At 70.9% G+C, this 26,329-nt stretch carries 24 protein-coding genes; 12 read left to right on the plus strand and 12 right to left on the minus strand.

The window, feature by feature from the left end; genetic code table 11:
- Positions 1-776 precede the first annotated feature (776 nt).
- Genes pseI through G401_RS0138100 form a run of 5 tightly spaced genes read right to left on the minus strand, consistent with a single transcriptional unit; the run spans position 777 to position 4,421 of the window.
- Complete coding sequence (gene pseI / locus G401_RS0138080) at positions 777-1,817, minus strand: pseudaminic acid synthase (RefSeq protein WP_407636973.1); 1,041 nt, start codon at positions 1,815-1,817, stop codon at positions 777-779.
- 8 nt (positions 1,818-1,825) lie between these two features.
- Positions 1,826-2,239 carry a hypothetical protein gene (locus tag G401_RS0138085; protein ID WP_027346616.1) on the minus strand — a complete coding sequence of 138 codons (414 nt, stop codon included), beginning with the start codon at positions 2,237-2,239 and terminating at the stop codon, positions 1,826-1,828.
- A complete protein-coding gene (locus G401_RS0138090; RefSeq protein ID WP_027346617.1) occupies positions 2,223-2,969 on the minus strand; it encodes an SDR family NAD(P)-dependent oxidoreductase in 747 nt (248 codons plus the stop codon). Before G401_RS0138090 ends, G401_RS0138085 begins: the two co-directional genes overlap by 17 nt.
- Positions 2,962-4,173, minus strand: a complete 1,212-nt coding sequence (locus tag G401_RS0138095; protein WP_027346618.1) for an AMP-binding protein — start codon at positions 4,171-4,173, stop codon at positions 2,962-2,964. The genes G401_RS0138090 and G401_RS0138095 overlap by 8 nt, the downstream gene beginning before the upstream one ends.
- Positions 4,170-4,421, minus strand: a complete 252-nt coding sequence (locus tag G401_RS0138100) for a phosphopantetheine-binding protein (protein ID WP_027346619.1) — start codon at positions 4,419-4,421, stop codon at positions 4,170-4,172. Before G401_RS0138100 ends, G401_RS0138095 begins: the two co-directional genes overlap by 4 nt.
- Positions 4,422-4,530: 109 nt before the next feature.
- Between G401_RS0138100 and G401_RS0138105 the strand changes: the two genes are divergently transcribed.
- The 7 genes from G401_RS0138105 to G401_RS0138135 all read left to right on the plus strand — a co-directional run bounded on the left by G401_RS0138105 (position 4,531) and on the right by G401_RS0138135 (position 11,947).
- Positions 4,531-5,058: a GNAT family N-acetyltransferase gene (locus tag G401_RS0138105; protein WP_027346620.1), complete on the plus strand. Its 528-nt coding sequence runs from the start codon at positions 4,531-4,533 to the stop codon at positions 5,056-5,058.
- 99 nt (positions 5,059-5,157) lie between these two features.
- Positions 5,158-6,135, plus strand: coding sequence for a UDP-N-acetylglucosamine 4,6-dehydratase (inverting) (gene pseB, locus G401_RS0138110; RefSeq protein WP_027346621.1), 978 nt, complete (start codon positions 5,158-5,160; stop codon positions 6,133-6,135).
- A 160-nt stretch (positions 6,136-6,295) separates the two neighbouring features.
- Complete coding sequence (locus G401_RS0138115) at positions 6,296-7,420, plus strand: DegT/DnrJ/EryC1/StrS family aminotransferase (RefSeq protein ID WP_027346622.1); 1,125 nt, start codon at positions 6,296-6,298, stop codon at positions 7,418-7,420.
- 56 nt (positions 7,421-7,476) lie between these two features.
- The gene (locus G401_RS51250) at positions 7,477-8,391 is read left to right on the plus strand and encodes a hypothetical protein (RefSeq protein ID WP_245602058.1); all 915 of its coding nucleotides are present in this window, start codon (positions 7,477-7,479) and stop codon (positions 8,389-8,391) included.
- Positions 8,388-10,175 (plus strand): hypothetical protein, encoded by a 1,788-nt coding sequence (locus G401_RS0138125; protein ID WP_027346623.1) that lies wholly within the window; start codon positions 8,388-8,390, stop codon positions 10,173-10,175. The genes G401_RS51250 and G401_RS0138125 overlap by 4 nt, the downstream gene beginning before the upstream one ends.
- A 27-nt stretch (positions 10,176-10,202) precedes the next feature.
- Positions 10,203-10,931 carry a cytidylyltransferase domain-containing protein gene (locus G401_RS0138130; RefSeq protein ID WP_027346624.1) on the plus strand — a complete coding sequence of 243 codons (729 nt, stop codon included), beginning with the start codon at positions 10,203-10,205 and terminating at the stop codon, positions 10,929-10,931.
- On the plus strand, positions 10,928-11,947 hold the full coding sequence (locus G401_RS0138135; protein WP_027346625.1) for a PseG/SpsG family protein: 1,020 nt from the start codon (positions 10,928-10,930) through the stop codon (positions 11,945-11,947). Before G401_RS0138130 ends, G401_RS0138135 begins: the two co-directional genes overlap by 4 nt.
- A 462-nt stretch (positions 11,948-12,409) precedes the next feature.
- Here G401_RS0138135 and G401_RS56485 read toward each other — a convergent pair whose 3' ends face one another.
- Both G401_RS56485 and G401_RS0138140 read right to left on the minus strand, forming a co-directional pair.
- The gene (locus tag G401_RS56485; RefSeq protein WP_157546768.1) at positions 12,410-12,580 is read right to left on the minus strand and encodes a hypothetical protein; all 171 of its coding nucleotides are present in this window, start codon (positions 12,578-12,580) and stop codon (positions 12,410-12,412) included.
- 223 nt (positions 12,581-12,803) lie between these two features.
- Complete coding sequence (locus G401_RS0138140; RefSeq protein WP_027346626.1) at positions 12,804-13,358, minus strand: TetR/AcrR family transcriptional regulator; 555 nt, start codon at positions 13,356-13,358, stop codon at positions 12,804-12,806.
- A 51-nt stretch (positions 13,359-13,409) separates the two neighbouring features.
- Here G401_RS0138140 and G401_RS0138145 point away from each other — a divergent pair, with 51 nt between their 5' ends.
- The 3 genes from G401_RS0138145 (at position 13,410) to G401_RS0138155 (ending at position 18,993) form a co-directional block, all read left to right on the plus strand.
- The gene (locus G401_RS0138145; RefSeq protein ID WP_027346627.1) at positions 13,410-15,818 is read left to right on the plus strand and encodes a beta-glucosidase; all 2,409 of its coding nucleotides are present in this window, start codon (positions 13,410-13,412) and stop codon (positions 15,816-15,818) included.
- A gap of 160 nt (positions 15,819-15,978) precedes the next feature.
- Positions 15,979-16,119, plus strand: a complete 141-nt coding sequence (locus G401_RS56490; protein ID WP_157546770.1) for a hypothetical protein — start codon at positions 15,979-15,981, stop codon at positions 16,117-16,119.
- A 126-nt stretch (positions 16,120-16,245) separates the two neighbouring features.
- Positions 16,246-18,993: a helix-turn-helix transcriptional regulator gene (locus G401_RS0138155; protein ID WP_245602059.1), complete on the plus strand. Its 2,748-nt coding sequence runs from the start codon at positions 16,246-16,248 to the stop codon at positions 18,991-18,993.
- Positions 18,994-18,995: 2 nt separating this feature from the next.
- Here G401_RS0138155 and G401_RS0138160 read toward each other — a convergent pair whose 3' ends face one another.
- Positions 18,996-19,724, minus strand: coding sequence for a PIG-L deacetylase family protein (locus tag G401_RS0138160; protein ID WP_034594388.1), 729 nt, complete (start codon positions 19,722-19,724; stop codon positions 18,996-18,998).
- Positions 19,725-19,819: 95 nt separating this feature from the next.
- Here G401_RS0138160 and G401_RS56970 point away from each other — a divergent pair, with 95 nt between their 5' ends.
- Entirely contained in the window at positions 19,820-19,975 is a 156-nt protein-coding gene (locus G401_RS56970; RefSeq protein ID WP_169734303.1) for a DUF6131 family protein, read from the plus strand.
- Positions 19,976-19,991: 16 nt separating this feature from the next.
- On the opposite strand, the gene G401_RS0138170 is transcribed toward G401_RS56970, so the two are convergent.
- From G401_RS0138170 to lysS, 4 genes are all read right to left on the minus strand, one after another.
- Positions 19,992-21,518, minus strand: a complete 1,527-nt coding sequence (locus G401_RS0138170) for an ATP-dependent DNA ligase (protein ID WP_027346630.1) — start codon at positions 21,516-21,518, stop codon at positions 19,992-19,994.
- A gap of 54 nt (positions 21,519-21,572) precedes the next feature.
- On the minus strand, positions 21,573-22,562 hold the full coding sequence (locus G401_RS0138175; protein ID WP_027346631.1) for an NAD-dependent epimerase/dehydratase family protein: 990 nt from the start codon (positions 22,560-22,562) through the stop codon (positions 21,573-21,575).
- A gap of 70 nt (positions 22,563-22,632) precedes the next feature.
- Positions 22,633-23,319 carry an HAD family hydrolase gene (locus G401_RS0138180; protein WP_027346632.1) on the minus strand — a complete coding sequence of 229 codons (687 nt, stop codon included), beginning with the start codon at positions 23,317-23,319 and terminating at the stop codon, positions 22,633-22,635.
- 4 nt (positions 23,320-23,323) lie between these two features.
- Complete coding sequence (gene lysS, locus G401_RS0138185; RefSeq protein WP_034594390.1) at positions 23,324-25,045, minus strand: lysine--tRNA ligase; 1,722 nt, start codon at positions 25,043-25,045, stop codon at positions 23,324-23,326.
- 370 nt (positions 25,046-25,415) lie between these two features.
- Here lysS and G401_RS0138190 point away from each other — a divergent pair.
- Positions 25,416-26,329 (plus strand): hypothetical protein (locus G401_RS0138190; RefSeq protein ID WP_027346634.1); only part of this gene is annotated, 914 nt, incomplete at its 3' end.

Raw genomic sequence — 26,329 nt, forward strand, 5'->3', positions numbered from 1 at the left:
CTCGGGTCGCGGTCATGCCGCGGCTGTGGTCGGCCTACCCCGGGCTTTGTCGTGACTGTCCGGTACGGGGGTGGGGTGGGCCGGTTCGTCGGTGATCGTTTGCGGCTGGGATGTGGGTAGGGGGCGATCTGCTACATGTGGGGCGCTGTGGATCTTGGGTGAGCTGCTTGATCGGCGGCTTTCTCCCGGGGTGTGGGAAGGATCTTCCGGTGGGTGGGCCGGGGTCGCCGTTTTCTTGATCGATGACGGGTGGGGTGTAAATCCGGCCCGATCTGCATGATCGTTTGCGTGTCAGGTGTAGCCAGGTGCGGTCAGCGTGCTCCAGAACCGTAAACGATCATGCGATCGGTGGCCGTTTTACACCTGAGCCGTAAACGATCACCCCCACGAGCCATCACTGAGCACCCATATCGGACAGTCGCGACAAAGGCCAGCTGGACTGGAGCCGGCCAAGCCGGAGCCGACCGGGGCCGGGATCAGCCGAGCCGGGATCTGCCGGGCCGGGGCCGGGACCAGCCGGGCCGGGATCTGCCGGGCCGGGGCCGGACGGTCGCGACAAAGCCCGACGGGGCCGGGGTCGGACAGGGCCGAGGTCGGACGGCGCCCCGGATCGTCGAGGCGTTCGGCGATCTTGCGCGAATGTCCGGGCATTTCCGGCACTCCGGACGAAATTCGAGACACTCGCGCAAGATCGCCGGGCAACCGGGTTCATAAGTCGGACAGTCGCGACAAAGGCCGGGCGGGCCACCCCGGGACAAAGGTCCCTGAAGGATCTTCTAGATGAGGTCCCAGCTGAGCGCGGTCCCCTTGGCGACGTCCGTGCGGAACGTACGCCCCACCACCCGCTCGATCTCGATGGGCGGCAGCCCGTTGGCCGGCCGGATCGAGCGGACGTTCTCGGCAGAGACCACGTCGCCGGCCTTGACGTCCGCCACGACGTAGAGCGACCGGCGGAACCGGAGCCCTTCCTTCTCGCTCTCGGTCGGGCCGATGTGCGTGGTGCCCAGCGCCTGCCAGGCCCGGCCGGTCTCCTCGTAGAGCGCGGTGAACTGCTGCGGGGTGAGCGAGAACGCCGAGTCGACGCCGCCCTCCTCGGGGTCGATCGTGACGTGCTTCTCGATGACCGTGGCGCCGAACGACACGGCGGCGATCGGTACGCCGATCCCGAGCGTGTGGTCCGACAGGCCGACCTGGGTCTCGAAGGCGGCCGCGAGGACCGGGATGCGGCGCAGGTTGGTGTGCTCGGGCGGCGACGGGTAGGAGGCCGTGCAGGCGAGCAGGATGATGTCGGTGGCACCGGCGCCGCGGGCGGCCTCGACGGCCAGCGCGATGTCCACAGTGGAAGCCATGCCGGTCGACATGATGAGCGGCTTGCCGGTGGCGGCGGCCAGCTTGATCAGCGGCAGGTCGACGAGCTCCGAGGACGCGATCTTGTACGCCGGCGCGTCCAGCGACTCCAGCAGCTCGATCGCGGTCGGGTCGAACGGGGCGGAGAAGACGGTCAGCCCGTGCTCGCGGGCGCGCTCGAAGATCGGCTTGTGCCACTCGTACGGCGTGTGCGCCTTCTGGTAGAGCTTGTAGAGGTTCTCGCCGCCCCACAGGTCGTGGCCCGACGAGATCCGGAACTCCGGGCCGTCGTGATCGATGGTGATCGTGTCGGGGGTGTAGGTCTGCAGCTTGAGCGCCTGCACGCCGGTCTCGGCGACCGCGTCGACGATGCGCAGCGCGCGCTCCAGGGAACCGTTGTGGTTGCCCGACATCTCCGCGATGATGAACGGCCGGTGCTCCGGCCCCACGAGATGGTCGCCGATCCTGATCGACTGCGTCACGTTGATCTCCGTTCGTCCTGCCCGATACTACCCAGCGCGACGGTCACCGTCAGATCGCCCAGAGCCAGCGTGCGCCATCGCACCCCCGGCCCGCCGGTCGCGTCCAGGCCGTGCGTCTCCAGCCACACCAGGATGGGTACGCCGGCCAGCTTGCACAGCGCCTCGGACCTGGTCCAGCGTTCCCAGAAGCGGTCGGTGCCGAACCGGCGGGCGAGGGCCGGCGGCACCGGAGCCGCCGAGATCTCGGCGTCGATCGCGAGCACCGATCCGGACGGGACCGGGCCGTGCCAGCCGAGCCGACGGCCGTCCGGGAGGTGACTGTGCGTCACCGCGTCCGGCTGGTCGATGCGCAGCCAGGACCCGGCGCCGGCGAGGAGGGCGTCGGCCGGCGGATCAGATGGAGGCGGCACCGTCGATCACGAGCACCTGGCCGTTGATGTTGGTGTTGTCGCAGAGCAGCATGCGTACCACCGGGACGACCTCGTCGGGTTCGGTGAGGTGGCCGGTGGGCGTACGCCGGACGATCGCGTCCAGCTGCGTCTGACCGAGCACGGCCGACATCTCGGAGGCGAAGAAGCCCGGCGCGACGGCGTTGGCCAGCACCCGCCCGCCCAGCTCCCGCGCCAGCGACCGGGTCGCCGCGTCCATGCCGCCCTTCGTCGCCGAGTACGCGACCAGCCCCGGGTAGCCGCGCTGGGCGCAGATCGAGGTGACGTTCACGATCCGGCCGCGTACGCCCTGGGCGAGCATCCGGCGTACGACGAACCGGGTCAGGACCAGGGGAGCGGTCAGGTTGGTCTCGATGATCTTCGAGATCTGGTCCGCCGAGGTGTGCACGTGCAGCGAGTCCTGGCCGATCGCGGCGTTGTTGACCAGCCCGTCGATCGGGCCGAGCACCTTCTCGGCTTCGCGGACGAACGCCTGGGCGGCCTTCTCGTCGGTCACGTCGACCGAGCCCACGTAGACCCGGGCGGGGTTCTCCTCGGCCAGCTTGGTCAGCTCCGGCGTGACCGTACGCGCGAACGCGGCGACCTTCAGCCCGGCGTCGAGCAGGTCGGTGACGATCGCGAGGCCGAGACCCCGGGAGCCGCCCGAGACGAGGACGGCGGTGGACGGCGGTACGACGGTGACTTCAGACATCGCTCTTCAAAGTCTCTTTCACGGGGATCGCGTCGAGGAACCGGATGCGCCGCGGTACGCCGTACTCCGGCAGCCGCGCGGCACACCAGCGCATGAGGTCGCCCTCGTCGGCGGCGCCCGGCGTACGCAGGACGACCTCGGCGGCGACGATCGTCGAGACGACCGGCGACCGGCGGCCGAACACGCGCGCCCAGGCGACCCCGGGATGGGCGGACAGGACGTTGCGGACGATGCCCGCGGAGATCTTGGAGCCGCCGACGTTGATCTCGTCGGAGTTCAGCCGCCCCACCACGAGGACGCGGTCGTCGACGATCTCGACCCGGTCGCCCGTACGCACGGCGCCTTCGAGGCCGGCACCGTGATGCGGCGAGGCGATCACGAGCTCGTCGCCGTCGACCGCCAGCGTGGGCCGGTCCGGGCTTTCCTTGCCGAGCCACGCGATCGGGAACCCGGCCCGGCCGTCGTGCACGACGATGGCCGCGCCGACCTCCGAGGAGGCGTAGATCCAGGAGATGCGGGTGTCCGGGAAGACCGCCCGCAGCTGGTCGATGATGGCCTGGTCGACCGGCTCGCCGCCGAGCGTGATCTGGGTCAGCGGGACCTTGGCCAGCTCCTCGGTGCCCCGGTAGAGGGTCTGGCGCCAGAACGTCGGCGTACCGCTGACCGCGGTCACACCGTGCTCGGCGGCCACGACCGGCCAGGTCTCCAGCTCCGACTGCTCCACGACCGCGACGTCCTGGCCGGGCTGGGTCAGGCCGAGGGTCACGACCTGCCACCACGCGTACGTGCCGGGCAGGTAGGGGCACAGCCAGGTCCGGGCGGCCTGGTCGCCCTTGACCGTGGTCAGGGAGGCCAGCGTGTGCCCGATCCGCTTCGGCCGGCCGGTCGAACCCGAGGTCAGCAGCCAGAGGCGGTCCGGCTCCGCGTCGCGTACGGCGGAAGGGCTCTGGACCTTGTCACCCTCGACGATGCTGAAGCCGGCCGCGAGCAGTTCGTCGCGCAGCAGCTCGATCCGGCCGGGAGTGGTGATCAGCAGCTCGCCGCCGTGCGTGGCCTGGTGCCAGGCGGCGGCCAGGGCCTCGGTGGCGGTGGCCGCGACCACGACGGCGGGCGACGGCAGGTCGAGAGCGGGCAGCTCGGCCCAGGTCAGCGTGGTGCCGCCGACGACGATCCGGTTCGCGGCGCCGCGGGGAAGGCCGCTCATGACGTCTGAAGCTGCTCGATGAAGTCGAGGACGTCGCCGACGGTGGTGATCTGCCGCAGGCCGGGGGCGTCGAAGTTGAGCTCCTCGCCGATCTCGTCCTCGACCCGCAGCGCGAGCTCGGAGAAGTCCAGCGACCGGAAGCCGATCTCCCGCAGGTCCGCAGCGTCGCCCTCGGGCAACGTCTTGTCCTGGTTCTTCATCACCTGGCCCATGAGGTCACGGACCTGATCGCGCGAGAGTCGGGTCATGGGGAGGAGATTACATGCCCGCTGACCTCGCCCGGACGGGCCCGTTTGATCCACGTCGCGCGGTCGGCGATGATCGGTGGCGGCGGCACGGGCAGGAAAGGGGCCGGTCATGCTCCGTACGGCGACCGACGAGGACGTCGACGACATCCTGCGCTGGCGCAACCAGCGCGCGAACCGTGAGGTGAGCATCACCTCGCACGAGATCACCCCGGCCGAGCACGCCGGCTGGTGGGCGCGGGCGAGCGTGGACCCCACCCGGCGGGTGTTGATCTACGAGCGGGACGGTGCGGGTGCCGGGGTCGTCAACTTTTTCGACTTGGCCCTCGATGTGCCGCAGCCGTCGGGATTCTGGGGATTTTTCCTGGATGCCGAGGGCCTCGCCGAGCGCGGTGCGACACTGCCCGCATGGATCGAGGTCATGAAGGACGCCGAGGCGTACGCGTTCGACCACCTCGGCCTGCACGAACTGCACGGCGAGGTGCTGGAGCACAACGCCGTGGTACGCCAGATGAACCGCCGTTTCCGATTCGTGGAAGCCGATCCGGAAACCCGTGAGGTGGACGGGCGCAGCATTGTTGTGATACCGATCTCTTTACGCCGTGACCAGCGCCGGGGCGGTGACCGCCGGGCCGGGTGACGGCGTGTATGTTGGCTGCCGCTGGCGTGCGCCCGCCCAGTCTCGGGTTGATATGGCCGAGCGATACCGGACATCTGTACGAGGAGCAAGCTTGTGAGTGTGCTGCGGGGTTCGTCCATTCTCATCACCGGTGGCACCGGATCGTTCGGCAAGGCGTTCCTGCGGCACGCGCTGGACAACCTGGACCCGCGCCGGATCGTGGTGTTCTCGCGGGACGAGCTGAAGCAATACGAAGTTCGGCAGATGTTCAACAACGACGAGCGCATCCGCTGGTTCATCGGCGACGTCCGCGACCGCGAGCGGCTCACCCGCGCCATGCACAAGATTGACTACGTTGTGCACGCGGCCGCCCTCAAGCAGGTCGACACCGCCGAGTACAACCCCTTCGAGTTCGTGCGTACCAACGTCGCGGGCTCGCAGAACGTGGTCGAGGCGGCCATCGACAACAACGTGCAGAAGGTCGTGGCGCTCTCGACCGACAAGGCGTCCAGCCCGATCAACCTGTACGGCGCGACCAAGCTCGTCGCCGACAAGCTCTTCGTGTCGGCGAACCACTACGCGGCGGCGTACCCGACGCGGTTCTCGGTGGTGCGCTACGGCAACGTGATGGGCAGCCGGGGCTCGGTCGTCCCGCTGTTCCGCAAGCTGCACGCCGACGGCGAGAGCCTGCCGATCACCGACAAGCGCATGACCCGCTTCTGGATCACCCTGGAGCAGGCCGTGCAGTTCGTCATCGACTCGTTCGACCTGATGAACGGCGGCGAGCTGTACGTGCCGCGGATCCCGAGCATGCGCATCCTCGACCTGGTCGAGGCCGTCGCGCCGGGCAGCGCCACGCACGAGATCGGCATCCGCCCCGGCGAGAAGCTGCACGAGGAGATGATCGCGATCGACGACGCGCACCGCACGGTACGCCTCGCCGACCGCTACGTCGTCCAGCCGACGATCGCCGAGTGGGGCTACGTGCCGCCGACCGACGCCGAGGTGGTCGCCGAGGACTTCAACTACCGGTCGGACAACAACGACCAGTGGCTGTCGGTGGAGAAGCTCCGCGAGATGCTGGGCATCACGGCCTGACCCGGTCCGCCGGACAGGGCGCGGAAAGGGCCGGACACGCACGACGGCCTGACACGTCGATGTCCGGCGTCTGAGAGAATGCCGGTCTGACCGAGCTGTTCTCCCGCAGGGCGGCTCGCACCGAGCCGCCCGCACCGAGCCGCCCGCGCGAGGAGGAACCGTGCTGCCGTACGGACGCCAAACGATCACTGACGAGGACGTGGACGCGGTCGCGGCGTCCCTGCGCAGCGACTGGCTGACCACCGGCCCCGAGGTCGCCGCGTTCGAGGCGGACCTGGCCGGGTGGACCGACGGCGTACCGGTCGCGACGGTCAGCAACGGCACCGCCGCGCTGCACGTCGCGTACGCGGCCGCGCAGGTCGGGCCGGGCGACGAGGTCGTCACGACGCCGATGACCTTCGTGGCGACGGCGTCGATGGCCTCGATCCTGGGAGCCACGGTCGTCTTCGCCGACGTCGAGGAGGACACCGCCAACCTCGATCCCGAGGCGGCGCGGGCGGCGGTCACGTCGCGTACCAAGGTCATCGCCGGGGTGGACTACGCCGGCCATCCGATCGAGTACGACGAGCTGCGCAAGGTCGCCGACGACGCGGGCGCGCTGCTGCTCGCCGACGCCGCCCACGCGATCGGCTCGACGTACCGCGGCCGGCCGGTCGGGTCGCTCGCCGACCTCACGACCTTCTCGTTCTTCCCCACGAAGAACCTGACGACCGCGGAGGGCGGCGGGGTTGCCGCGCTCGACCCCGAAGTCATGAAGCGGGCCCGGCGGTTCAGCAAGATCGGCATGGTGCGCGAGCCCGAGGACCTGCGCCGCCCGGACGAGGGCGGCTGGTTCTACGAGGTGCCCGCGTTCGGCGTGAACTACCGGCTGCCCGACGTGCTGTGCACGCTCGGCCGCAGCCAGCTGCGCCGGCTCGGCGACTTCAAGGCGCGCCGCACCGAGCTGGTCGCGCGGTACAACGAGTTCCTGGCCGACGTGCCCGGCCTGCGCCTGCCGGTGCAGCGGGAGTACGTCGACCCGGCCTGGCACCTGTACGCGCTGCGCGTGCTGGACGGCCGCCGCCGGGAGGTCTACGACAAGCTGCGCGCCGAGGGCATCGGCGTACAGGTGAACTACATACCGGTCTACTGGCATCCGGTCTTCGAGGACATGGGCTACCGGCGGGGGATGTGCCCGAAGGCGGAGCAGTTCTACAGCGAGGAACTCTCGCTGCCGCTGTTCCCGACTCTGACGTATGACGAACAGGATCGTGTCATCGAGGCACTGAGGCAGATCCTGTCCTAACCTTCGTCGGATATGATCCGTTTTAGGTTGATCCCCACCATTTGAGGATTGAGTCCGTGCATCACGCCAACCACTTCTACGGTCATGCGCATGTGATGGCCCAGTACTGCGGTCTGGATGTGGACCCCGCACCGCGAATCCTCGGCTACCTGCAGCACGGCTGGAACATCGGTGACGGCCTCGCTCCGGGCACTCCGTACGCGGAGGGCAGCCCGCTGTTCCTCTGGTCCGACCAGACGCGCCGGCGGGCCTGGTCCCTCGGGCGGCGGAACACCGTCGTGACCGGGGCGCCGTTCGCGTACCTGCTGCGGATCGAGCCCGAACCCGAGGACACGCCGCCCCGCGAGGGGACGATCTGGTACCCCTTCCACGGCTGGGAGGCCCAGGAGGTGAAGGGTGACCACCGGCGGCTGATCGAGCAGATCCGCGACGTCGAGGACGGCCCCGTCACCATCTGCCTCTACTGGCAGGAGTTCCAGACCGCGCGCGTACGCCGGGTCTACGAGCGGGCCGGGTTCCGCGTGATCTGCCACGGGTACCGCGGTCAGTGGTGGCGCAAGACGGACAAGCAGTTCCTGTACAACCAGCTCGCCGAGCTGAGGCGGCACAAGCGGGTGGCGTCGAACCGGCTCACCAGCGCGGTGTTCTATGGGACCGTGGCTGGGTGCGAGCCGGCCGTCTACGGCGACCCGATGGTCCTGCACGCGGAGGACCCGACCTTCGGCGGCCAGGCCCGCATCCGGCGGCAGTGGCCGGAGATGCACGGTGCGCAGGTGGATCTCGCCGTGGCCCGGCATATCGCGAACGAGGAACTGGGTATGGACTACGTGTTCAGCCCGGAGGTCGTCATGGAGCTGTTCGGCTGGACGGCGGTCCGCGACCGTCTCGCCGAGCAGGCCGCCGGCCTCGCCGATGACATACCATCTGCCCAGCCGCTGGCGGGCGTCGAGCACACAGGAGCCCACCGATGACGCTCTCCGCGGCCACGATGCCCCACAATCTCCGCCTCATCGGAGGAGAGATGCTCGTCTGGACCGACAACGAGCCGCGGCGCGAGCGTCGGCCCGCCGGTGGCGGCGCGCTGGAGGAGCTGCTGCGCGGGCTGGCCCGCCCCGGCGGCCGGGTTCTCGTCGCCGGTCCGCACGCGCCCGGCGTCATCGAGCTGCTCGACCGGGCGGACATGCAGATCACGTGCCTGTTGCGGGCGTACCCGGACGCGGCCGAGCTGGCCGCCCGGCACCCGGGTGTCCAGGTGCTGTGCGGCAGTGTCGCCAAGGTCGAGACCGAGGACCCGTACGACCTCGTCGTCGCGCTCGACGGCGCCGAGCGGCTGGTCTCCGTCGAGGGCGTCACGATGTCGTGGGGCGAGGTGGCCGCGGTGCTGGCCCGCTCCGTCGCGGCCGGCGGGGCGCTGGTCTTCGGCCAGGAGAACCTGCTCGGCGTGCAGCGGCTGGTCCGGATGGCACCCTGGTACGCCGACCGCACCGACGGCGACTGGACCCCGCTCGGCGAGTACGACGAGACGCGCCCGGACTCCCCGGCCGACCTGGACCGCAGGCTGACCGAGCTCGGCTTGACCGTGCACGACCGGCTGCTCGGCTTCGCGACGCCCGGTGAGCCGGTCGTCCTGTTCACCGACGACCTCGCCCAGGACGTGGCGCTCGGCGGCTTCCTGCGGGCGGCGGTGTCGGCCGCGGCCGGCGCCCAGTACGCCGGCGTGCCGGTCCTGAGCGACCCGCGGGCCCTGGCCGCCAGCGCCGTACGCAACGGGGCCGCCGCGACGTTCGCGCCGGTCTGGTTCGCCGTGGCGACCAAGCCGGGAGCGGCCGTGCCGTCGGGTTCCCGGGTGATCGTCAGCGAGCCCGGCACCGCGTCGTGGAACCTGCGCTACGAGGTCGTCCGCTCGTCCGCCGGCTGGGCCCGTCGGCTGCTCGGCGATCCCGCGCCGGTGAGCCGGGACGTGCTGCGCCGCGACCCGGCCGCGCTGGCCGGGCCGCTGCCGACCGGCCAGGTGCTCGAGGAGCGGCTGCTGGAGCTGTGCCTGCGCCGCGATCTGCCCGAGCTCGCCCGGCTCCTCACGCGGTACGCCGGATGGCTCGCCGCCGCGGCCGGCCAGTCCGGCGAGTTGACCGGAACGGCTCTGTGCGCCACACCGGACGAGATCCTCGTGTCCGGTGACGACTTCGCGTACCTGGACGCGACCTGGTCGGCGGATCTGCGTACGCCGGTCGACGTCGCGCTGGCCCGGGCGTTGCGGGAGTTCGCCGTCAAGCTCATCACCGGCGGCTACTCGCACCCGTGGCCGATGACGGCCGACGCCGACTCGCTGACCGTGATCCTCGGCGGCCTGGCCGGGTACGCCCTGGAGCGTCCCCAGCTCACCGAGGCGGTCTCGGTCGAGGTGCGGCTGTCGGCGGCCCGCAACGGTCTCGACGAGGCGGCCACCGAGGCCCTGCGTACGCAGCTGGCATCGGTCGTCTCCGGCACGCCGCCGCTGGACCTGGACAGCCACCGGGAGTTGCGGATGGCGCTGGAGCGGATGCGCGACGATCTCACCCATGCCCAGGCGCGCACGGCGTGGGCCGAGGAGCTGCTACTCTCCCGCGAAAAGGCGCTGCGCTGGGCCGAGCAGAAGCTGGAGATCCTCAACGGGTCGCTCAGCTACCGCACCGGCCGACTGGTGATGTGGCCCCTGCGTAAGATCAAGCTTCTCCTCATGAAGGTCCTCAAGAAGCAGGAAAAGTCGGCCGACTGATCCTGCCCCCTCAGGAAGAGGTCGCACATGCGTACGCTCGGCATCGTCCAGGCCCGAATGGGGTCGGAGCGCCTGCCTGGCAAAGTGCTCCGCCCGCTCGCCGGCCGCACGGTGCTCGAACGGGTCGTCCGCTCCGCCCGGGAGAGCGGTGCGGTCGAGGAGATCGTCGTGGCCACCACCACCGACGCCGTCGACGACGACGTCGTGACCGAGGCCGGCCGGCTGGGCGTACCGGTCTTCCGGGGTTCGGTGGACGACGTGCTCAGCCGGTTCCTCGGTGCGCTCGCCGAGCACCCGGCCGAGGAGGTCATGCGGTTCACCGCCGACTGCCCGCTGCTCGACCCCGACATCATCGCCACCGCCGCGCGGGTCTTCCACGCGGTCCCCGGCACGGACTACCTCAACACGTCGCTCAACCGCACGCTCCCGCGCGGCCTCGACGTCGAGATCATCCGGGCCGACACGCTGCGGGCCCTCGACACCATGGCCGAGACGTACCACCGCACGCACGTCACGTCGTACGTCTACTCGCACCCGGAGAAGTTCCGCGTGCTCGGCCTCGCGCTGCCGCCGAACCGCGCGCACCTGCGGCTCACCCTGGACACCCCGGCGGACCTGGAACTGATGGAGGCCATCGTCGCCCACTTCGGCGACGGCACCATCGCGCTGCCCAAGCTCGCCGAGTGGCTCGACGCCCACCCCGGGATCGCCGCGCTCAACCAGCACATCGAGCAGAAGGCCCTGAACCAGGGGTGAGGATCGGGCTTCGCTGCGACGCCGGTCCCACGACCGGCGTCGGGCATCTCGTGCGCTGCGTCGCCCTGGCCGAGGAACTCCGGTCGCGCGGCGCCGAGGTCGTCTTCCTCGGCGACGTCGGCGGGGTGGCCTGGGCCGAACGCGAACTCGCGGTCCGCGGCCTCCCCCTCCTCCCAGGCCCGGGTACGCCGGCCGGACTCGTCGCCGCCGTTGCGGATCTGGGGCTGGCGGCCCTCGTCGTCGACTCGTACACGCTGGATCCGGACTGCGCGGGGGCGGTACGCGCGATCGGCGTACCCGTGATGGCCATTGTGGACGGTGAGACGCGCGGCCAGGAGGCGGACCTCTACCTGGACCAGAACCTCGACGCCGAGCTGGCCGACGTGAAGGTGCCCGACGGCGCCGTACGCCTGGCCGGGCTGCGCTACGTCCTGCTCCGCGACGCGGTACGCGCGCTGCGCCCCGCCGCCCCGCGCAGCTCGACCGCCGACCGCCCGTCGGTGCTGGCCTTCTTCGGCGGCACCGACGCGTTCGGCGCGGCACCGGTGCTGACCCGGCTGCTGCTCGCGACCGGCGTCCCGTGCGACCTGACCGTGGTGGCCGGCAGCCCGGCGCTGCGATCCTCGCTCGAAGCCTTGGCGCCCGACGCTTCCGTCATCGACCCCACGGACGGCCTGCCGTCCCTGATCGCCGCGTCCGACGTGGTGGTCAGCGCGTCGGGCACGTCGACCTGGGAGCTGCTCTGCCTGGGCGCGGCGGCCGGCATGGTCTGGGTCGTCGACAACCAGTGGCTCGGCTACGAACGGGTGATGATCCGGCAGCTCGCCGGCGGCCTGGGACTGCTGTCGGACCTCGTGGACCCGTCGTCCTCGGCCGCTGGCGCGGCTGTCGCGGAGCTGACGCGGCTGCTGACCTCGCCCGCCTACCGCTCCGAGCTGTCCGCTCGCGCTCTGGCCACTGTGGACGGTGACGGCCGGGTACGCGTCGCCGACGCCCTCCTCGCCCTGATCCACTAACCGGCCGGACTTCCCCAAGATCCGGTTTGGATCAGGGGTTCGCACGTAATCTTCGCCCCGTCCCGCACCCATCCCCCACCCGTCCTGTGCGCGTCCCGTGTCACCCTGGCCTTTGTCGCGACTGTCCGATATGGGCGCCGGGCGGGTTGGCTGGCCGGTGATCGTTAGCGGTTGGGATGTAGTTTCCGGGCTCATCCTTCTCGATCCATTACGGCTGAGATGTAGGTAGGGGCCGTTTTCCGACATCCCGACCGCTGTGGATCTTGGAGGCGAGGCGCGTTTCGACATCTCAGCCGCTGTGGATCACGCCCATGCCGACCCGTCGAGGGCCGTGGTCCGTGATGCGGGAGCGATCTTCCGCCAGGTGGACACGGCGCCCTGATTTCTTGATCGTTTACGGTTGAGGTGTAAATCCGGCCCGATTTGCATGATCAATTACGTGTCAGGTGTAGCAGGACCCGGTCAGCGTGCTCCAGAACCGTAAACGATCATGCACTGGGTGGCCGTTTCCGCACCACAGCCGTAAACGATCACCCTGCCGACCGCCGCCCCGGCACCCATATCGGACAGTCGCGACAAAGCCAGAACCAGCCGGAGCTGGATGGTAGCCGGATCTTCAAGATCGTCGGCCATGACGGGTGCAAGCCAGACAGTCGGGACAAAGGTCGGGCGGAGGGTGAGGTGAGACCGGGCGAGGGTTGGGGTGAGACGGTGACCGGACGACGGTGAACGATGCGTCGCCCCCGGAAAGCTGGCAGTGGAGTCCCCGGAGCGCAGCGATAGGGGCGGAACGGTCTCCCGCGTGAGGAGCGGAGGTGAGATCGACGAACCCGGGACAAAAAAGATCTTGAGAAGATCAGGGATTTTGATTGTTCCGGAGAAGGGCCGCAAAGCCGTGGAAGATCTCGACCATGTCGACGGACGGGTCGAGGAGCCATTGGAGCTGCAGCCCGTCCATCACCGCGATCAGCAGTGCTGCGGTCTGCTCCGCGGTGAGCCCCGCGGCCGGGACGGTCGCCATCTCCCGCATGCGCCGGTAGCGCTCGACGAAGAACTCCTTCGCGGGGTGGTCCTCCGTGACGCTGTCCGCTGACAGGACCGTGAACGACTGCACCAGCCCCGGCCGCGTGGCGTTGTACGCGACCAGCCGCTCCATGGTCGCCAGCGCGTCTTCGCGAGCGGCACCGGCGAACGTCTGCTCGTCGATCTCGTCGCGGCGGCGCAGGACCTCGGTGAGCAGCGCGTCCTTGCTCGGGAAGTAGTGCAGTACACCCTGCTGGGTGAGGCCGATGCGGTCGGCGACGGCCGCGAGCGAGGTGCCGCGGTAGCCGCGTTCGGCGAAGAGGTCGAGCGCGGCGGCGAGGATCTCGGCGCGGCGCTCGGCGGGGTGGGCGCGTTTGCGGGGAGGCACGCCGGAAGTCTACCTACCGAGTACTCGGTAGGTAGTGGCAGGATGGCGGTCATGACTGACTCCCCGCGGACCGAGGCGGCCGTCGAGGCCGCGCTCGCCCAGCTCGACCTCGAGACCAAGGTGATGATCCTGGCCGGCCAGGACATGTGGTCCGTGCCCGGCGTACCCGAGATCGGACTCGCGTCGCTCGTCGTGTCCGACGGGCCGATCGGCGTACGCGGCACGCAGTGGACGGCCGAGGACCCGTCCATCGCCCTGCCGAGCCCGACCGCGCTGGCGGCCACCTGGGATCCGGCCCTGGCCCGGCGGGCGGGACAGCTGCTCGGGCAGGAGGCGCGGCGCAAGGGCGTACACGTGCTGCTGGCGCCGACGGTCAATCTGCACCGCAGCCCGCTCGGCGGCCGGCACTTCGAGGCGTACTCGGAGGATCCGCTGCTGACAGGGGCGATCGGTGCCCAGTATGTCGGCGGTGTCCAGGATCAGAGCGTCGGCACGACCGTGAAGCACTTCGTCGCCAACGACTCCGAGACCGAACGCTTCACCGTCGACGCCGAGGTGGACGAGCGTACGCTGCGCGAGGTCTACCTGGCCCCGTTCGAGACCATCGTCCAGGCGGGCGCGTGGGGCGTGATGGCCGCGTACAACTCGGTCAACGGGACCACCATGACCGAGCACGACGAGCTGCAGAACGGCGTGCTGAAGGGGGAGTGGGGGTTCGACGGGGTCATCGTGTCGGACTGGTTCGCCGCCCGGGACACCGATCGCGCGGCGAACGGCGGCCTGGACCTGGCGATGCCGGCGGCCGGCAGCCCGTGGGGCGAGCGGCTCGTGGCGGCCGTGCGGGCCGGGCGGGTCAGCGAGGAGACCGTCGACGACCATGTACGCCGGATCCTCCGCCTCGCCGCCCGGGTCGGTGCGCTGGACGGCGTCGAGCCCGCGGTGCCGGAGCAGGACCGTCCTGAATGGATCGATGGGGACGCGCTCGCCCGCGAGATCGCCGCCCGCTCGTTCGTCCTGGCGGCCAACGACGGCACCCTGCCGCTGGCGTCCGCGAGCCTGACCAAGGTGGCGGTGCTGGGCGTACTGGCGAAGGACGCCCGGATCCTCGGCGGCGGCAGTGCCCAGGTGTTCCCGCCGCACGTCGTGTCGCCGCTGGACGGGCTGACGGCCGCGCTGCCCGGCGTCGAGGTCGCGTACGCGATCGGTGCCGACCCGCGCCGCAAGGTCCCCGTCGCCGCCGGTACGCAGTGGGCCGCCATCACGGCCACCTTCCGCGACGCGGCGGGCGCCACCCTGGCCGCCGTTCCGCTGCAGACGGGCGCGGGCATGTGGATGGGACTGCCCGACGGCGTCGACCCGGCCCGTCTCGCGAGCGTGGAGATCGGCGGCAACCTCACACCCGAGGTCGGCGGCGAGCATGTGCTGTCGGTCCGCGGCCTCGGTGCGTTCGAGCTGTCGTGCGGTGGCCAGAGCGTGTTCGAGGGCGTACTGCTGCCGGATTCGGAAGACCTCGCGGCAGCCTTCCTCAACCCGCCGGAGCAGCGGGTCCCGGTCACGCTGGCGGCCGGCGAGACCGTCGCGGTCAGCCTCACCCAGCAGGTCAACCTGCCCGAGGGCGGCCTCGCCGTGGTGGCGCTCGCGCTCGGCCACGCGGCCCCGACCGGCACCGAGGACGAGCTCATCGCCGAGGCGGTGCGGCTCGCCGCGGAGGCCGACGTCGCCGTGGTGGTCGTCGGCACGACCGAGGAGGTCGAGTCCGAGGGCTTCGACCGCACCAGCCTCGCGCTGCCGGGCCGCCAGGACGATCTCGTACGCGCGGTCGTGGCCGTCCAGCCGCGTACGGTCGTGGTCGTGAACGCCGGGTCGCCGGTCGAGCTGCCCTGGGCGGACTCCGTGTCGGCCGTGCTGCTGACGTGGTTCCCGGGTCAGGAAGCGGGCCACGCCCTCGCCGACGTCCTGCTGGGCGCGGCCGAGCCCGGCGGGCGCCTGCCCACCACGTGGCCCGTACGCGCCGAGGACTGCCCCGTCCTGTCGACCACCCCGGTCGACGGCCGGCTGTCCTATGCGGAGGGGCTGTTCATCGGCTACCGCGCCTGGGACCGCGCCGGCACCGCCCCCCGGTACTCGTTCGGCCACGGTCTCGGCTACACGACGTGGGCGTACGAGAGTCTGTCCGTTGTGGACGATGTGGCCACGGTCACGTTGCGCAACACCGGATCCCGGCCGGGACGCGAGGTGGTTCAGGTGTACCTGGCCCCCGTGGAGCCCGGCGACCGGCCGGGCCGCTGGCTCGCGGGGTTCGCCTCGGTGGTGGCGGAATCCGGAGAATCGGTTACGGTGGAGGTCGAGCTGCCCGAGCGCACGTTCTCCAGCTGGGACAACGGGAACAAAGGCTGGCGCAGGCGAGCGGGTGCGTACCGGGTGACGGCGGGTGGGCTGTCGGCCGACGTGACGATCTGACGCATGACGTGATGAGGGGTCTAGGTATACCTAGGCCCCTCTCCGCATCCCTAGGTATGCCGCGGCCGTCAAGATAGGTAACCGCTACCGATGGAATGTGCTCCTTACCGGCGGAAGATAGATCTCGACAGCGAGACAGGAACTTCCCAAGGAGCAGAACATGTACACCTCGCCCGAGACGGTCTTCGATCTGGCCAAGCTGCACCAGCGCGAGCTCATCGCGGAGGCCGAGCGGTCCCGCGTCCTCAGCTCCGCTCGGCGGCACCGTCGGGGACGGTCGGCACGCGACACCAACAAGTGACGGGTGGTCACCGATGACCACCGACCGTAGCGATGCGGGCCTCTTCCTTCCGGAAGTGGCCCGCTTTCCTTTTTCTCACCGGTTTTTCGAGTTCAGAGTGTCCGCCGCCGCCGGTACCCTGGCGGCGTGCGAACCCTGCGAGACGGTGCGAGCCCCAGCATGATCGGCCGGGATCAGGAGCTGCGCCGGCTGACCCGCCTGGTGGCCGCGCGCCGCCCCGAGGTGGCGATCGTCGGCGGCGAGCCCGGCATCGGCAAGACCAGGCTGATCCAGGAGTTCCTGCCCACCCTCCCCGAGGCCACCGTTCTGCTGGTCGGCCACGCCGAACCGGGCTCGCTGGCCCGGCCCTACGAGCTGCTCCTCGACGCGATCGACAAATCCGGGCGGATGGCCGGGACCGGAGCGGACGCGGAGGTCGCCGCGCTCGTCGACCCGGGCCGCAGCCCCGTCGAGCGACTGCACGCGGGCCTGGCGATCGTCGACCGGCTGGTCGGCGACGCGCCCTCCGTCCTCGTCTTCGAAGACCTGCACTGGGCCGACTCCGAGAGCGCCGCTCTGTTCGAGCGCCTCGCCGACCGCCCCGGGCAGCACCTGCTGATCGGCACCTACCGGCCCGACGAGGTGACCAACCGGCACCCCGTCGCGGCGATGCTGGAGCGCATGGAGCGCCGGCACTCGCTGACCCACCTGCGGCTGGAGCGCCTGACGACGGCCGAGACCGCCGCGATGCTCGCCGCCTCACGGGGCAAGCCGGTCTCCTACCGGACCGCCGTGACCTTCCACAACCGCACCGGCGGCAACCCTTTCTTCCTGGAGGAGCTGCTGCGCTCGTACCAGGGCGCCGATCTGGACGCCGCGTGCGACCAGCCGCTGCCGTGGAGCCTCGCCGAGGTCCTGCGCCGCCAGGTCGCCGGGCTCGACCCCGCCGCACAGCGCGTCGTCGAGGCGGCCGCCGTGCTCGGCCACCGCATCCCGTTCGACCTGCTCGCCGCCGTCCTGTCGGCCGGCGAGGACGATCTGATCGCCGTCCTGCGCGAGCTGGTCGCGCGCGGCGTACTGGTGGAGTCGGGAGAGGACGAATTCAGCTTCCGGCACGCCCTGCTCCGCGAGGCGCTCACCGGCCAGATGCTCGGCCGCCAGCGCCGCCGCCTGCACGAGGCCGCGCTGGAAGCACTGCTCGCCGCCAAGGAGGTCGACCCCGCGCTGGTCGCCCACCACGCCGAGGCGGCCGGCCGCTACGAGGACATGGTCGGCGCCGCCCGCCGGGGCGCCGCGCTCTACCTGTCCATCGGTTCGGCGTACCAGGCGTTGCAGCTGGCGGAGATGGGCCTGGAGGAGGACGGCGACGACCTGGTCCTGCTCGCCGCGGCCGCGCGCGCCGCGTGGCTGGCGGGCCTCCTCGACGACGCCGCGGAGTACGCGCACCGCTGGCGCCGGCACGCGGTGACCTCCACGGACCGGGCGGACGCGCTGTACCTGCTGATCCGGCTGGCCTGGGAGTCCGACGACCGGACCGGCATGCAGACGGTGACCGAGGAGGTCGAGGCGCTCATCGCGGAGCTGCCGCCGGGCGCGGACCAGGCCCGGGCGATGACGGCGGTGGCGCAGTCGATGATGCTGCGCGACCTGGCGGCCGAGGCGATCGTGTGGTCGGACCGGGCGCTGGAGCTGGCGGCGGAGTTCGACCTGCCGCAGATCCGGCTGGCGGCGTTGGTGGAGAAGGGTTCCACGCTCGCCGACTCGCCGCCGACGGTCGAGGAGGGCCGGGTCATCCTGGCCGGGCTCGTCGACGAGGCGGAGAAGCGCGGCGAGTGGGTGCTCGCCGCCCGGGCCCTGTACAACCTGTCCCAGCTGCCGTCCTCCGATGCCCTCGCCGAGCAGGCCGAGGTGCTCGAACGGATGCGGGTCGACGCCGAGCGCGCCGGGTTCGAGTCGCTCGCCGTGGCCGCGTACTTCCAGGGCCGCGCGCGCCTGGCGATGCGGGAGGGCGACCTCGCGGCGGCGATGACCGCGCTCGACGACGGCCGGTCCCGCGACCGGGGGTACGCGTTGCGCGGCCGGCGCGCCGACTACCACTCGGTGTTCCTCGCCGGACTGTCGTTGGAGGCGGGGGAGCTGCGCCGGGTGACCGCGCTGCTGACCGAGCTGCGGGCGCAGTCGCGGCTGTCCCCGCTGACCGTGCCCGGTATCGCGTTCCACCTGGCCTGCCGCAGCGACGACCGGACCCGGGCGGCGGCCCTGCTCTCCGAGGTGATCGACGTCCTCGCGCGGCAGCCGTGGCGCAGCGGCGACCAGGCACACGATCTGCTGTCCGCCGCCCTGTACGCGGGCCTGCCCCTCGACGACGTCAAGAAGCTCGCGACCGCGCTGCTCGACGGCCAGATCTTCGACGACTGGCGCACGTTGGTGCAGGCGCAGCTGGCCGAGGTGGCCGGGCACACCGACACCGCCCTGCGCGGCTACCAGGCCGTCCGCGACTCCGTCGTGCTGCCGCCCAGCGTGCGGGGGACGGCGTACACGCTGGCGGCCCGGTGCCTGCTCGCGCTCGGCCGGACCGGACCGGCGGCCGAGGCGGCCGATGCCGGCGCGCAGCTGCTGCGCCGATGGGGCGGCTGGCGGGTGGCCCAGCTCGACCAGGTCCGCGCACAGCTCGGTCTCGCCCCGGCTCACGAACGGGACGAGGTCACGGGTGCGGGTGCGTTGACCCCGCGGGAACGCGAGGTCGCCCTGCTCGTCGCGGAGGGGCTGACCAACGCCGAACTGGCCCGGCGGCTGTACATCTCACCGAAGACGGCCGCCGTGCACGTGTCGAACATCCTGCACAAGCTGGGGGTTTCGTCGCGTACGGAGGTGGCGGGCGCGCTGTCCCGTTAGCCCTACTCGGTACGCAGGACGGTGAACGCCTCGGCCAGGCGGCCGTCGGGCAGGCCGAGATTGCGGGCGGTCTCGCCGAGGCGTTCCCGCATGAACTTGTCCAGCTCGGCCATGTGCGTCGTCTGCGTGGCGTGCGCCCGCAACGCGGCCAGCTTGCGGTCGTAGCTGTCGGTGATGTCCACCGCGTGATCCGGGTTCGGCCCGCCGGAGTACCAGACCTCGCGTACCACCCAGGGGTCGAGGCCGAGATCCATGTGCGCGAACTCGTTGCGGGCGTCCGGGTAGATCGCGCAGGTCGTCGCCTCGCCCACGGCCAGGTGGTCGGGGTGGTTCGGGCCGGCGAAACGGTCCCAGCGCCGCAGCGGCGAACTGGTCAGGATGCGGTCGGGCCGGTACCGCCGGATCGCGGCGACGATCTCCTTGCGCAGCTCCAGGGACGGCGTCACCGAACCGTCGAAGTAGCCCTCAAGGAACTCCACCCGGGTCACGCCCACCGCCGCGGCCGCGGCGCGCTGCTCGGCCTCGCGCAGCACCGGCATCTGGTCACGCGGCGTCTGGTCGAAGCCGCCGGCGTCGCCGCGCGTGACGAGCACGTAGGAGACCTCGATGCCGGCCGCGACCCAGCTCGCCACGGTCCCGGCCGAGCCGAAGTCGACGTCGTCGGGGTGGGCGAAGACACACAACACGCGCTGGGCGTCGGAGATCGGGGTCACGGAAGGCGGAAACGTCATGGAACTCACGATACCCAACGATCTTGCCGGCCCGCCGCCGTGATTAGCGCTCCCACGGTCTGGGTATGCCGGGGTCAGCCGTACAAGGAGGAACGATGATTATCCTGGGCCTGATTCTGTTGATCGTGGGCTGGCTCGTCCACATCTCCATTCTGGAGACCATCGGCGTCATTCTGCTCATCATCGGCGCCGTGCTCTGGGTCCTCGGCGCGGTCGGCCGCCCGCTCGCCGGACGCCGCCATTACTGGTAATCCCCCTGAGTAACACTCAGCCGTTCGGGCCGGCACCGTCCTTGATGCGCAACACGTCATCGATGGTGTCGGCCTCGCCGGCTTTCTTGTCGTCCCGATAGCGCAGGACGCGGGCGAAACGCAGTGCCACTCCGCCCGGATAGCGGGGACTCGTCTGCACCCCGTCGAAGGCGATCTCGACGACCTGTTCCGGGCGCACGGTGACGACCCAATCGCCTTTGTCCACCGCGAGTCGCTGGAAACGCTCGGTCTGCCAGCGCAGCATCTCGTCGGTGAGTCCCTTGAACGTCTTGCCCAGCATCACGAATCCGCCCGTACGCGGATCGCGCGCGCCCAGGTGGAGATTGGACAGCCAGCCCTTGCGCCGGCCGTGGCCCCATTCGACGGCCAGCACGACGAGGTCCAGGGTGTGCCGCGGCTTGACCTTGACCCAGGCCCCGCCCCGCCGGCCCACGTCGTAGGGCGCGTCGACGGCCTTGAGCACGAGACCCTCGTGTCCCGCCCGAACCGCCTGGGCGAACGCGTCCGTCGCCGCCTCGGCCGAGCCGACGGGGGTCCGGCCGATCACCATCGGGGCCGGCACGGTCTCCGCCAGGGCGTGCCAGCGCCGGTGCCCGGGTTCGTCGATCAGATTCTCGCCGTCGACCCGCAGCAGATCGAAGAAGTACGCCGACAGCCCGCTGTCCGCGCCGGTACGCGTAGCCGCCAGGCTGGCCGTCACCTGGAAGGGCATGGGCCGCCCGGCGGGGTCGAACGCGATCGCCTCCCCGTCGAGGACGAGTTCGGCCTGGGGGAGCGCCCGCACGACCGTCACGATGTCCGGCAGCCGTCCGGTGATGTCGTCGAGGCTGCGGCTGAAGATCGCCACCTCGTCCCCGGACTTGTGCACCTGTACGCGTACGCCGTCGAGCTTCACGTCGGCCATGGCGGGCGTCCCGGTGACGGCGAGCGCCTCCTCCACCGTGGCGGCGGCCTGGGCCAGCATCGGGGCCAGTGGCCGGCCGACCTGGACCGAGAACTCCGCCAGGGCCGGGGCACCGCCGGTCAGGGCGGCGGCCGCCACCACGGCCAGGTCGCCGGAGAGCAGCAGGGCCCGGCGGACGGTGGCGGGCTCGATCCCGGCGGCCTTCGCGACCGCGTCGGCGAGGATGCCCGCGAGCGCGCCCTGGCGTACCTCGCCGGTGAACAGGCCGCGCAGGAGCAACTGCTCCGCCGCGGTCGCCGCGCCGAACAGGGCGTGCAGCTCCTGTCTGCGGCGGGCCTGCGAACCGGCGCCCGAGACAGCCGCCAGCCGGTCGACGGCCTCGGCGACGTCCGTGACCGTCAGCGTCGGCTGCTCGGCCGGCGGGGGCACCTGCGTCAGGCTCGCCCAGCCGACCCCGGTCTGCCGCCGGCGCAGCTCCCCGGCCAGGAAAGCGGCGCCGGGCTCGGCCTCGGCCGGGGAGAAGCCGCGCAGCGTGGCGGCGAGCAGGTCGATCTTGGCCTTCCGGCCGGAGGTCGCCGCCACCGCGGCCGAGGTCGCCGCCACATCCGCGAACAACATGCGGTCATCGTCCCAAACAGGTACGACATCGACCCCCGAAACAGCGGCGACGGCTCAGCCGCGGAACTCCGCGATGAGGGCCGCCTCGCGCTCGGGCGACAGGCCCGCCTTGCGTACGCGGTCCAGCCCGGTCGCGTGCTCCCATGCGAGCACGTCCGCGGCGACGTCCGACCGGGGCCGGTGGCGCATCCCGGCCTCCACGGCGGCCCGCCCGGTACGCGCCGACCAGCCCTCGTAGCCCGGCTCCCACACCCACATGGCGATCGAGTCGGCCCCCATGTACTGGCCGACCTTCTTCTCGACGAGCCACTCCGCCGGTACGCGTACCACTTCGCCGGTGTGGCCGCCGAGCTCGCGGGCCAGGTCGATCCATTCGTCGAACGGGAACGTCGGGCCGACCGTGTCGAACGTGCCGGCCACGCCGTCCCGGCCGGAGTTGATCAGGAAGAGGGCGAGATCCCGGACGTCGATGACCTGCGAAGGCGCGTCAGGGGTGTCGGGGACGAGCATCGGCGTCTCCGGCGAGCGGGCCGCCCGCGCGACCCAGGCGCCCGAACGGTCGCTGGTGTCGCCGGGGCCGCCGATCAGGCCGGCGCGTGCGATGAGCAGCCGGTCGCCGAGCACCTCGGCCGACGCCTGCTCGCACGCGACCTTGGCCGGGCCGTAGTCCTCGCGGCCGGCCTCGTCCCCGGTGAACGGCGCGAACAGCGGCGTGGACTCGTCGGCACCCACCTGCGAATAGTCCGCGTACGCGTTCACGGAGGACACGTAGCTCCAGTGCTTCGCGCGCGAGCCGAGCGCGGCCAGGGCGTCGCGGACGAAGCGCGGCTGCCAGCTGACCTCGACGACGGTGTCCCACTCGCGGTCCTTCACCGCGTCGTAGGCGGCGGGATCGGTGCGATCCGCGGCGATCAGGGTGGCACCCGGCGCCACGGCCCCGCTCTCGCCGCGGGCCAGGCAGGTCACGGTGTGCCCCTGCGCGAGGGCTTGGGTGGCGACCTCACGACCGACGAACGCGGTTCCGCCCAGTACCAGAATGTCCATGCGGTCACTCAATCACCGGGCCCCCGGACGGCCAACTTTTTTCTCTGTCAGCAGATGAGGCCTGCTCGGTTCAGCGGATGAGGCGCAGCACGTCCGGCAGGTCGTCGACCACGTCCGCAGGGATCTCCGGGTCCGCGTTCACCCGGTGGCGCCCGCTGCCGGGCCAGCCGGCGTTCGTGACCAGCACCGGCCGCATCCCCGCGGCCCGCGCGCCCTGATGCTCGTGCCCGCCGCCGTCACCCACGTACCAGCACTCGCCCGCCGCGACGCCGAGCCGGGCGGCCACCGTCGCGTACAGGTGCGCGTCCGGCTTGCGGCGCCGTTCGCTCCACGAGAAGACCGGGGCGTCGATGTACGCGCAGAAGGCGTTGGCCGGCCAGTTCTCGACCAGTTCGCTGGAGCAGTCGCTGATGAGACCGATCCGGAAACCCTTGCTGCGCAACGTCTCCAGCGTCTCGACCGCACCCGGCCGGGGTCGCTGGACGCGGCGCGCGCCGGCGTAGTGGACCGCCACCGCGGCGTCGAGCGCCTCGGGCGACGGCGTGACGCCGCACCGGGCCGCCATCACGGCCAGCGTCGAACGCGTGTCGCCGAGCGCGCCGACGATCCGCTCGCCGAAGCTGCCGCTCATGGCCGTCCAGAACGCCGCCGCCGGTACGCCGAGCGCGGCGGCCGTCGCCGTGAACGTGTCCCGCCGCTCGTCCTCGGCGGCGGGATCGGTGAGCGTGGCGAAGTAGTCGAAGACCACCGCCCGCATGACGCTACTGGCCGAGTAGCGTACGGATGCGGTCGGCGCCCACGGCGAGCAGCAGGGTGGGCAGGCGGGGGCCTGTGTCCCGGCCGACGATCAGGTGGTAGAGCAGGGCGAAGAACTCCCGCTGCGCCACCTTCAGCTCCGGCGTCGGCTTGACGTCGAGGGGCAGCCCGAGCTGCCGCTTGGGTACGCCGTAGACGAGCGAGGTCAGACCCTCCAGCGACCAGTGGTCGTCGAGGCCCTCGGCCAGCATCCGCAACGATTCCCGGCGGTGGTCGTCCAGCGTGGACAGCAGCTCGGCGTCCGGCTCGGCGCGCACCTGCGTACGCTGCTCGGCCGGCACCTGCGTCAGGATCCAGCGCTCGGCGCAGTCCAGGCGCGGCCGGGCCTCGTCCAGCGAGGCGAGCGGGTCGGCGGGGTCGAGGTCGCTGAGGATCCGGTAGGTCTGCACCTCGTTGCCGGCCGTGATGTCCACGATGGACGCCAGTGTCCGGTAGGGCAGCGGATGCGGGGTCAGCGGCAGCTTCCCGGCGCTCACGGTCTCGGTCGCCCGCTGGTACGCGAAACCGTCGGCGGCGTTGACCGAGCCGTCGGCGACCCGGCGCGACAGCGCGTCCCACTCGTCGTACATGCGCTGGATCTCGGCGTCGAAGGCCACCTTGAACGACTGGTTCGGGCGGCGGCGCGCGTACAGCCAGCGGAGCAGGGGCGGCTCCATGATCTCCAACGCGTCGGACGCCGTCGGTACGCCGCCCTTCGAGCTGGACATCTTGGCCATGCCGGCGATGCCGACGAAGGCGTACATGGGGCCGATCGGCGGCTCGGCGTCGAACACCTCGCGCACGATCTGACCGCCCACGACGAACGACGAGCCCGGCGAGGAATGGTCGACGCCGGACGGCTCGAACACCACGCCCTCGTACGCCCACCGCATCGGCCAGTCGACCTTCCAGACCAGCTTGCCGCGTGTGTGCTCGCTGAGCAGCACGGTCTCGGTGTGCCCGCAGGCGGTGCAGGTGTAGCTCAGCGCCGTCGTCTCGTCGTCGTACGCCGTGACGGTCGTGAGGTCCTTGTCGCAGTTCGCGCAGTACGGCTTGTAGGGGAAGTAGCCGGCCGCCGACCCGCCGTCGTCCTCGTCCGCCGCGCCGGAGCCCTCCGCAGCGGCCGCCTCGTCGGCGTCCTCGGTCTCGGCCGCCGCGACCTTGGTCCGGTAGCGGCCCAGCACCTCGTCGATCTTGGCGCGCTCGCGCATGGCCAGCAGGACCTGCTCGCGGTACGCGCCGGCGGTGTACTTCTCCGTCTGGCTGATCGCGTGCACCTCGATGCCGAGCCGGGCCATCGCCTCGATCATCGGCTGCTTGAAGTGCTCGGCCCAGCTCGCGTACGCGCTGCCGGGCGGGGCGGGGACGCTGGTGAGCGGCTTGCCGATGTGCTCTTCCCAGCCCAGGTCGTCGACGCCGGCGCCCACCGGGACCTTCCGGTACCGGTCGAAGTCATCCCACGACAGCACGTGTACGCAGTCGTACCCGCGCCGGCGGATCTCGTCCGCGACCAGGTGCGGGGTCATGACCTCGCGAAGGTTGCCGAGGTGGATCGGGCCCGAGGGGCTGAGCCCCGAGGCGCACACGATCGTCTTGCCGGGTGCCCGTCGCTCGGCCTCGGCGATGACCTCGTCGGCGAAGCGGGAGACCCAGTCGCCCTGCTGCTCGGTGCTCTGCGTCACAATCATTTCCCCTGTTCCGGCGGCCAATAAGGAGATTACAGGGCCGCCCGAACCGGTTTATGGGCAGTAGTCGGTCCAGGTGTCGCCGGGCGCGCACAAGATCATGAAGAACGGCGTCGGCCGCCGGTGAGGCCGCACGACGGCGGCGCCGTCAACATCGACGTAGTGAACGTTGTTGCAACACCGTCTCGGTCCCTGAAGATCAGCTGTTAAATCGTTACATTGACCGATTGCGACGTCCCACCTTCAGGCCGCACACTCACTCGCACATCCCCAATGGACGGTCGCGGGTGAGAGGGGTCCCCCCATGCCTCGTACGCTCAATGCTGCAAACGTTTCCAGCATGCCCCGACCAGCCATCGGGCCAGGTCGCCGGGTGCGCTTCACGGTGCTCGCCACGGCCGTGCTCCTGCTCCTGATGACGGCCACGCCGGATCCGGTGACGGTGTTCGGCGACCCCGGGCCGGTGTCTCTCTCCTGGTTGTGGTCGTGGTTGCCGGCGCCGGCGTTTGCGGGTGGTGGGCATCCGAGTGGTCCGGTGCAGGAGGCGGGTTCGGCGGCGGGCCGGTCGCATTATGTGGGTTATGAGCAGACGAAGGCGTCGGGTGGCGCGGGCCGGGCTCCGTCTTCGTCGGTTGCGGTTGCTGATCCGTCGCGTACGCGGAAGAAGGAGACCACGACGGGCGCCGCTCGCGGCGATGGAAGCTTCTCCGCGGGTAAGAGCACCCGAGTGGCGAGTGCGTCCTCAGCCACGTCGGATGTGTTCAAGAACCCGGACGGGACCTATACGCGGCAGGTGTCGCAGTCGGCGGTGAACTTTCAGGCTTCGGATGGTTCGTGGCAGCCGATCGATGCGGCCCTGGTGTCGGACAAGGGCCGGTTGAAGCAGAAGGCCAACGGTCTGGGTTTGTCGCTCGCCTCGCGGGCGGATGATGCGTCGTTGGTGTCGGCGACGGTGGGTGGTGCCGGGTTCGGCTACTCCCTCAACGGCGCTTCGCCGGTCGCTGGTCAGTCAGACGGTGACTATTCGGTGCGGTACCCGCAGGCTCTGGCGGATACGGATCTGGTGGTTCGGTCGCGGGATACGGGTATCGAGGAGTCGTTGATCCTTCAGCGTCCGTCGGCGGCGCATGAGTGGACGTTCTCCCTCAACCTCAACGGTTTGACGCCTTCGCTCGACGCGAGCGGCGGTGTCCTGTTGAAGGATGCTGCGGGGAAGGTGCAGGGGCGGATCCCGCCGGGTTTGATGCACGACTCGCACTTCGACGCCAAGTCGGGTGACTTCACGAC

It is taken from the genome of Hamadaea tsunoensis DSM 44101, from assembly GCF_000428945.1.
In the GTDB taxonomy this organism is placed as follows: Bacteria; Actinomycetota; Actinomycetes; order Mycobacteriales; family Micromonosporaceae; genus Hamadaea; species Hamadaea tsunoensis.

Coding starts and splice junctions, on each gene's coding strand:
- G401_RS0138160 (WP_034594388.1), bottom strand. CDS start 19,724: ATGACGTTTCCGCCTTCCGTGACCCCGATCTCCGACGCCCAGCGCGTG.
- G401_RS0138100 (WP_027346619.1), bottom strand. CDS start 4,421: ATGACCCGACTCTCGCGCGATCAGGTCCGTGACCTCATGGGCCAGGTG.
- G401_RS0138145 (WP_027346627.1), top strand. CDS start 13,410: ATGACTGACTCCCCGCGGACCGAGGCGGCCGTCGAGGCCGCGCTCGCC.
- G401_RS0138180 (WP_027346632.1), bottom strand. CDS start 23,319: ATGCGGGCGGTGGTCTTCGACTACTTCGCCACGCTCACCGATCCCGCC.
- G401_RS0138095 (WP_027346618.1), bottom strand. CDS start 4,173: ATGAGCGGCCTTCCCCGCGGCGCCGCGAACCGGATCGTCGTCGGCGGC.
- G401_RS0138105 (WP_027346620.1), top strand. CDS start 4,531: ATGCTCCGTACGGCGACCGACGAGGACGTCGACGACATCCTGCGCTGG.
- lysS (WP_034594390.1), bottom strand. CDS start 25,045: ATGATTGTGACGCAGAGCACCGAGCAGCAGGGCGACTGGGTCTCCCGC.
- G401_RS0138170 (WP_027346630.1), bottom strand. CDS start 21,518: ATGTTGTTCGCGGATGTGGCGGCGACCTCGGCCGCGGTGGCGGCGACC.
- G401_RS56485 (WP_157546768.1), bottom strand. CDS start 12,580: ATGGCCGACGATCTTGAAGATCCGGCTACCATCCAGCTCCGGCTGGTT.
- G401_RS56970 (WP_169734303.1), top strand. CDS start 19,820: ATGATTATCCTGGGCCTGATTCTGTTGATCGTGGGCTGGCTCGTCCAC.
- G401_RS0138175 (WP_027346631.1), bottom strand. CDS start 22,562: ATGGACATTCTGGTACTGGGCGGAACCGCGTTCGTCGGTCGTGAGGTC.
- G401_RS0138090 (WP_027346617.1), bottom strand. CDS start 2,969: ATGTCTGAAGTCACCGTCGTACCGCCGTCCACCGCCGTCCTCGTCTCG.
- G401_RS0138125 (WP_027346623.1), top strand. CDS start 8,388: ATGACGCTCTCCGCGGCCACGATGCCCCACAATCTCCGCCTCATCGGA.
- G401_RS56490 (WP_157546770.1), top strand. CDS start 15,979: ATGTACACCTCGCCCGAGACGGTCTTCGATCTGGCCAAGCTGCACCAG.
- G401_RS0138130 (WP_027346624.1), top strand. CDS start 10,203: ATGCGTACGCTCGGCATCGTCCAGGCCCGAATGGGGTCGGAGCGCCTG.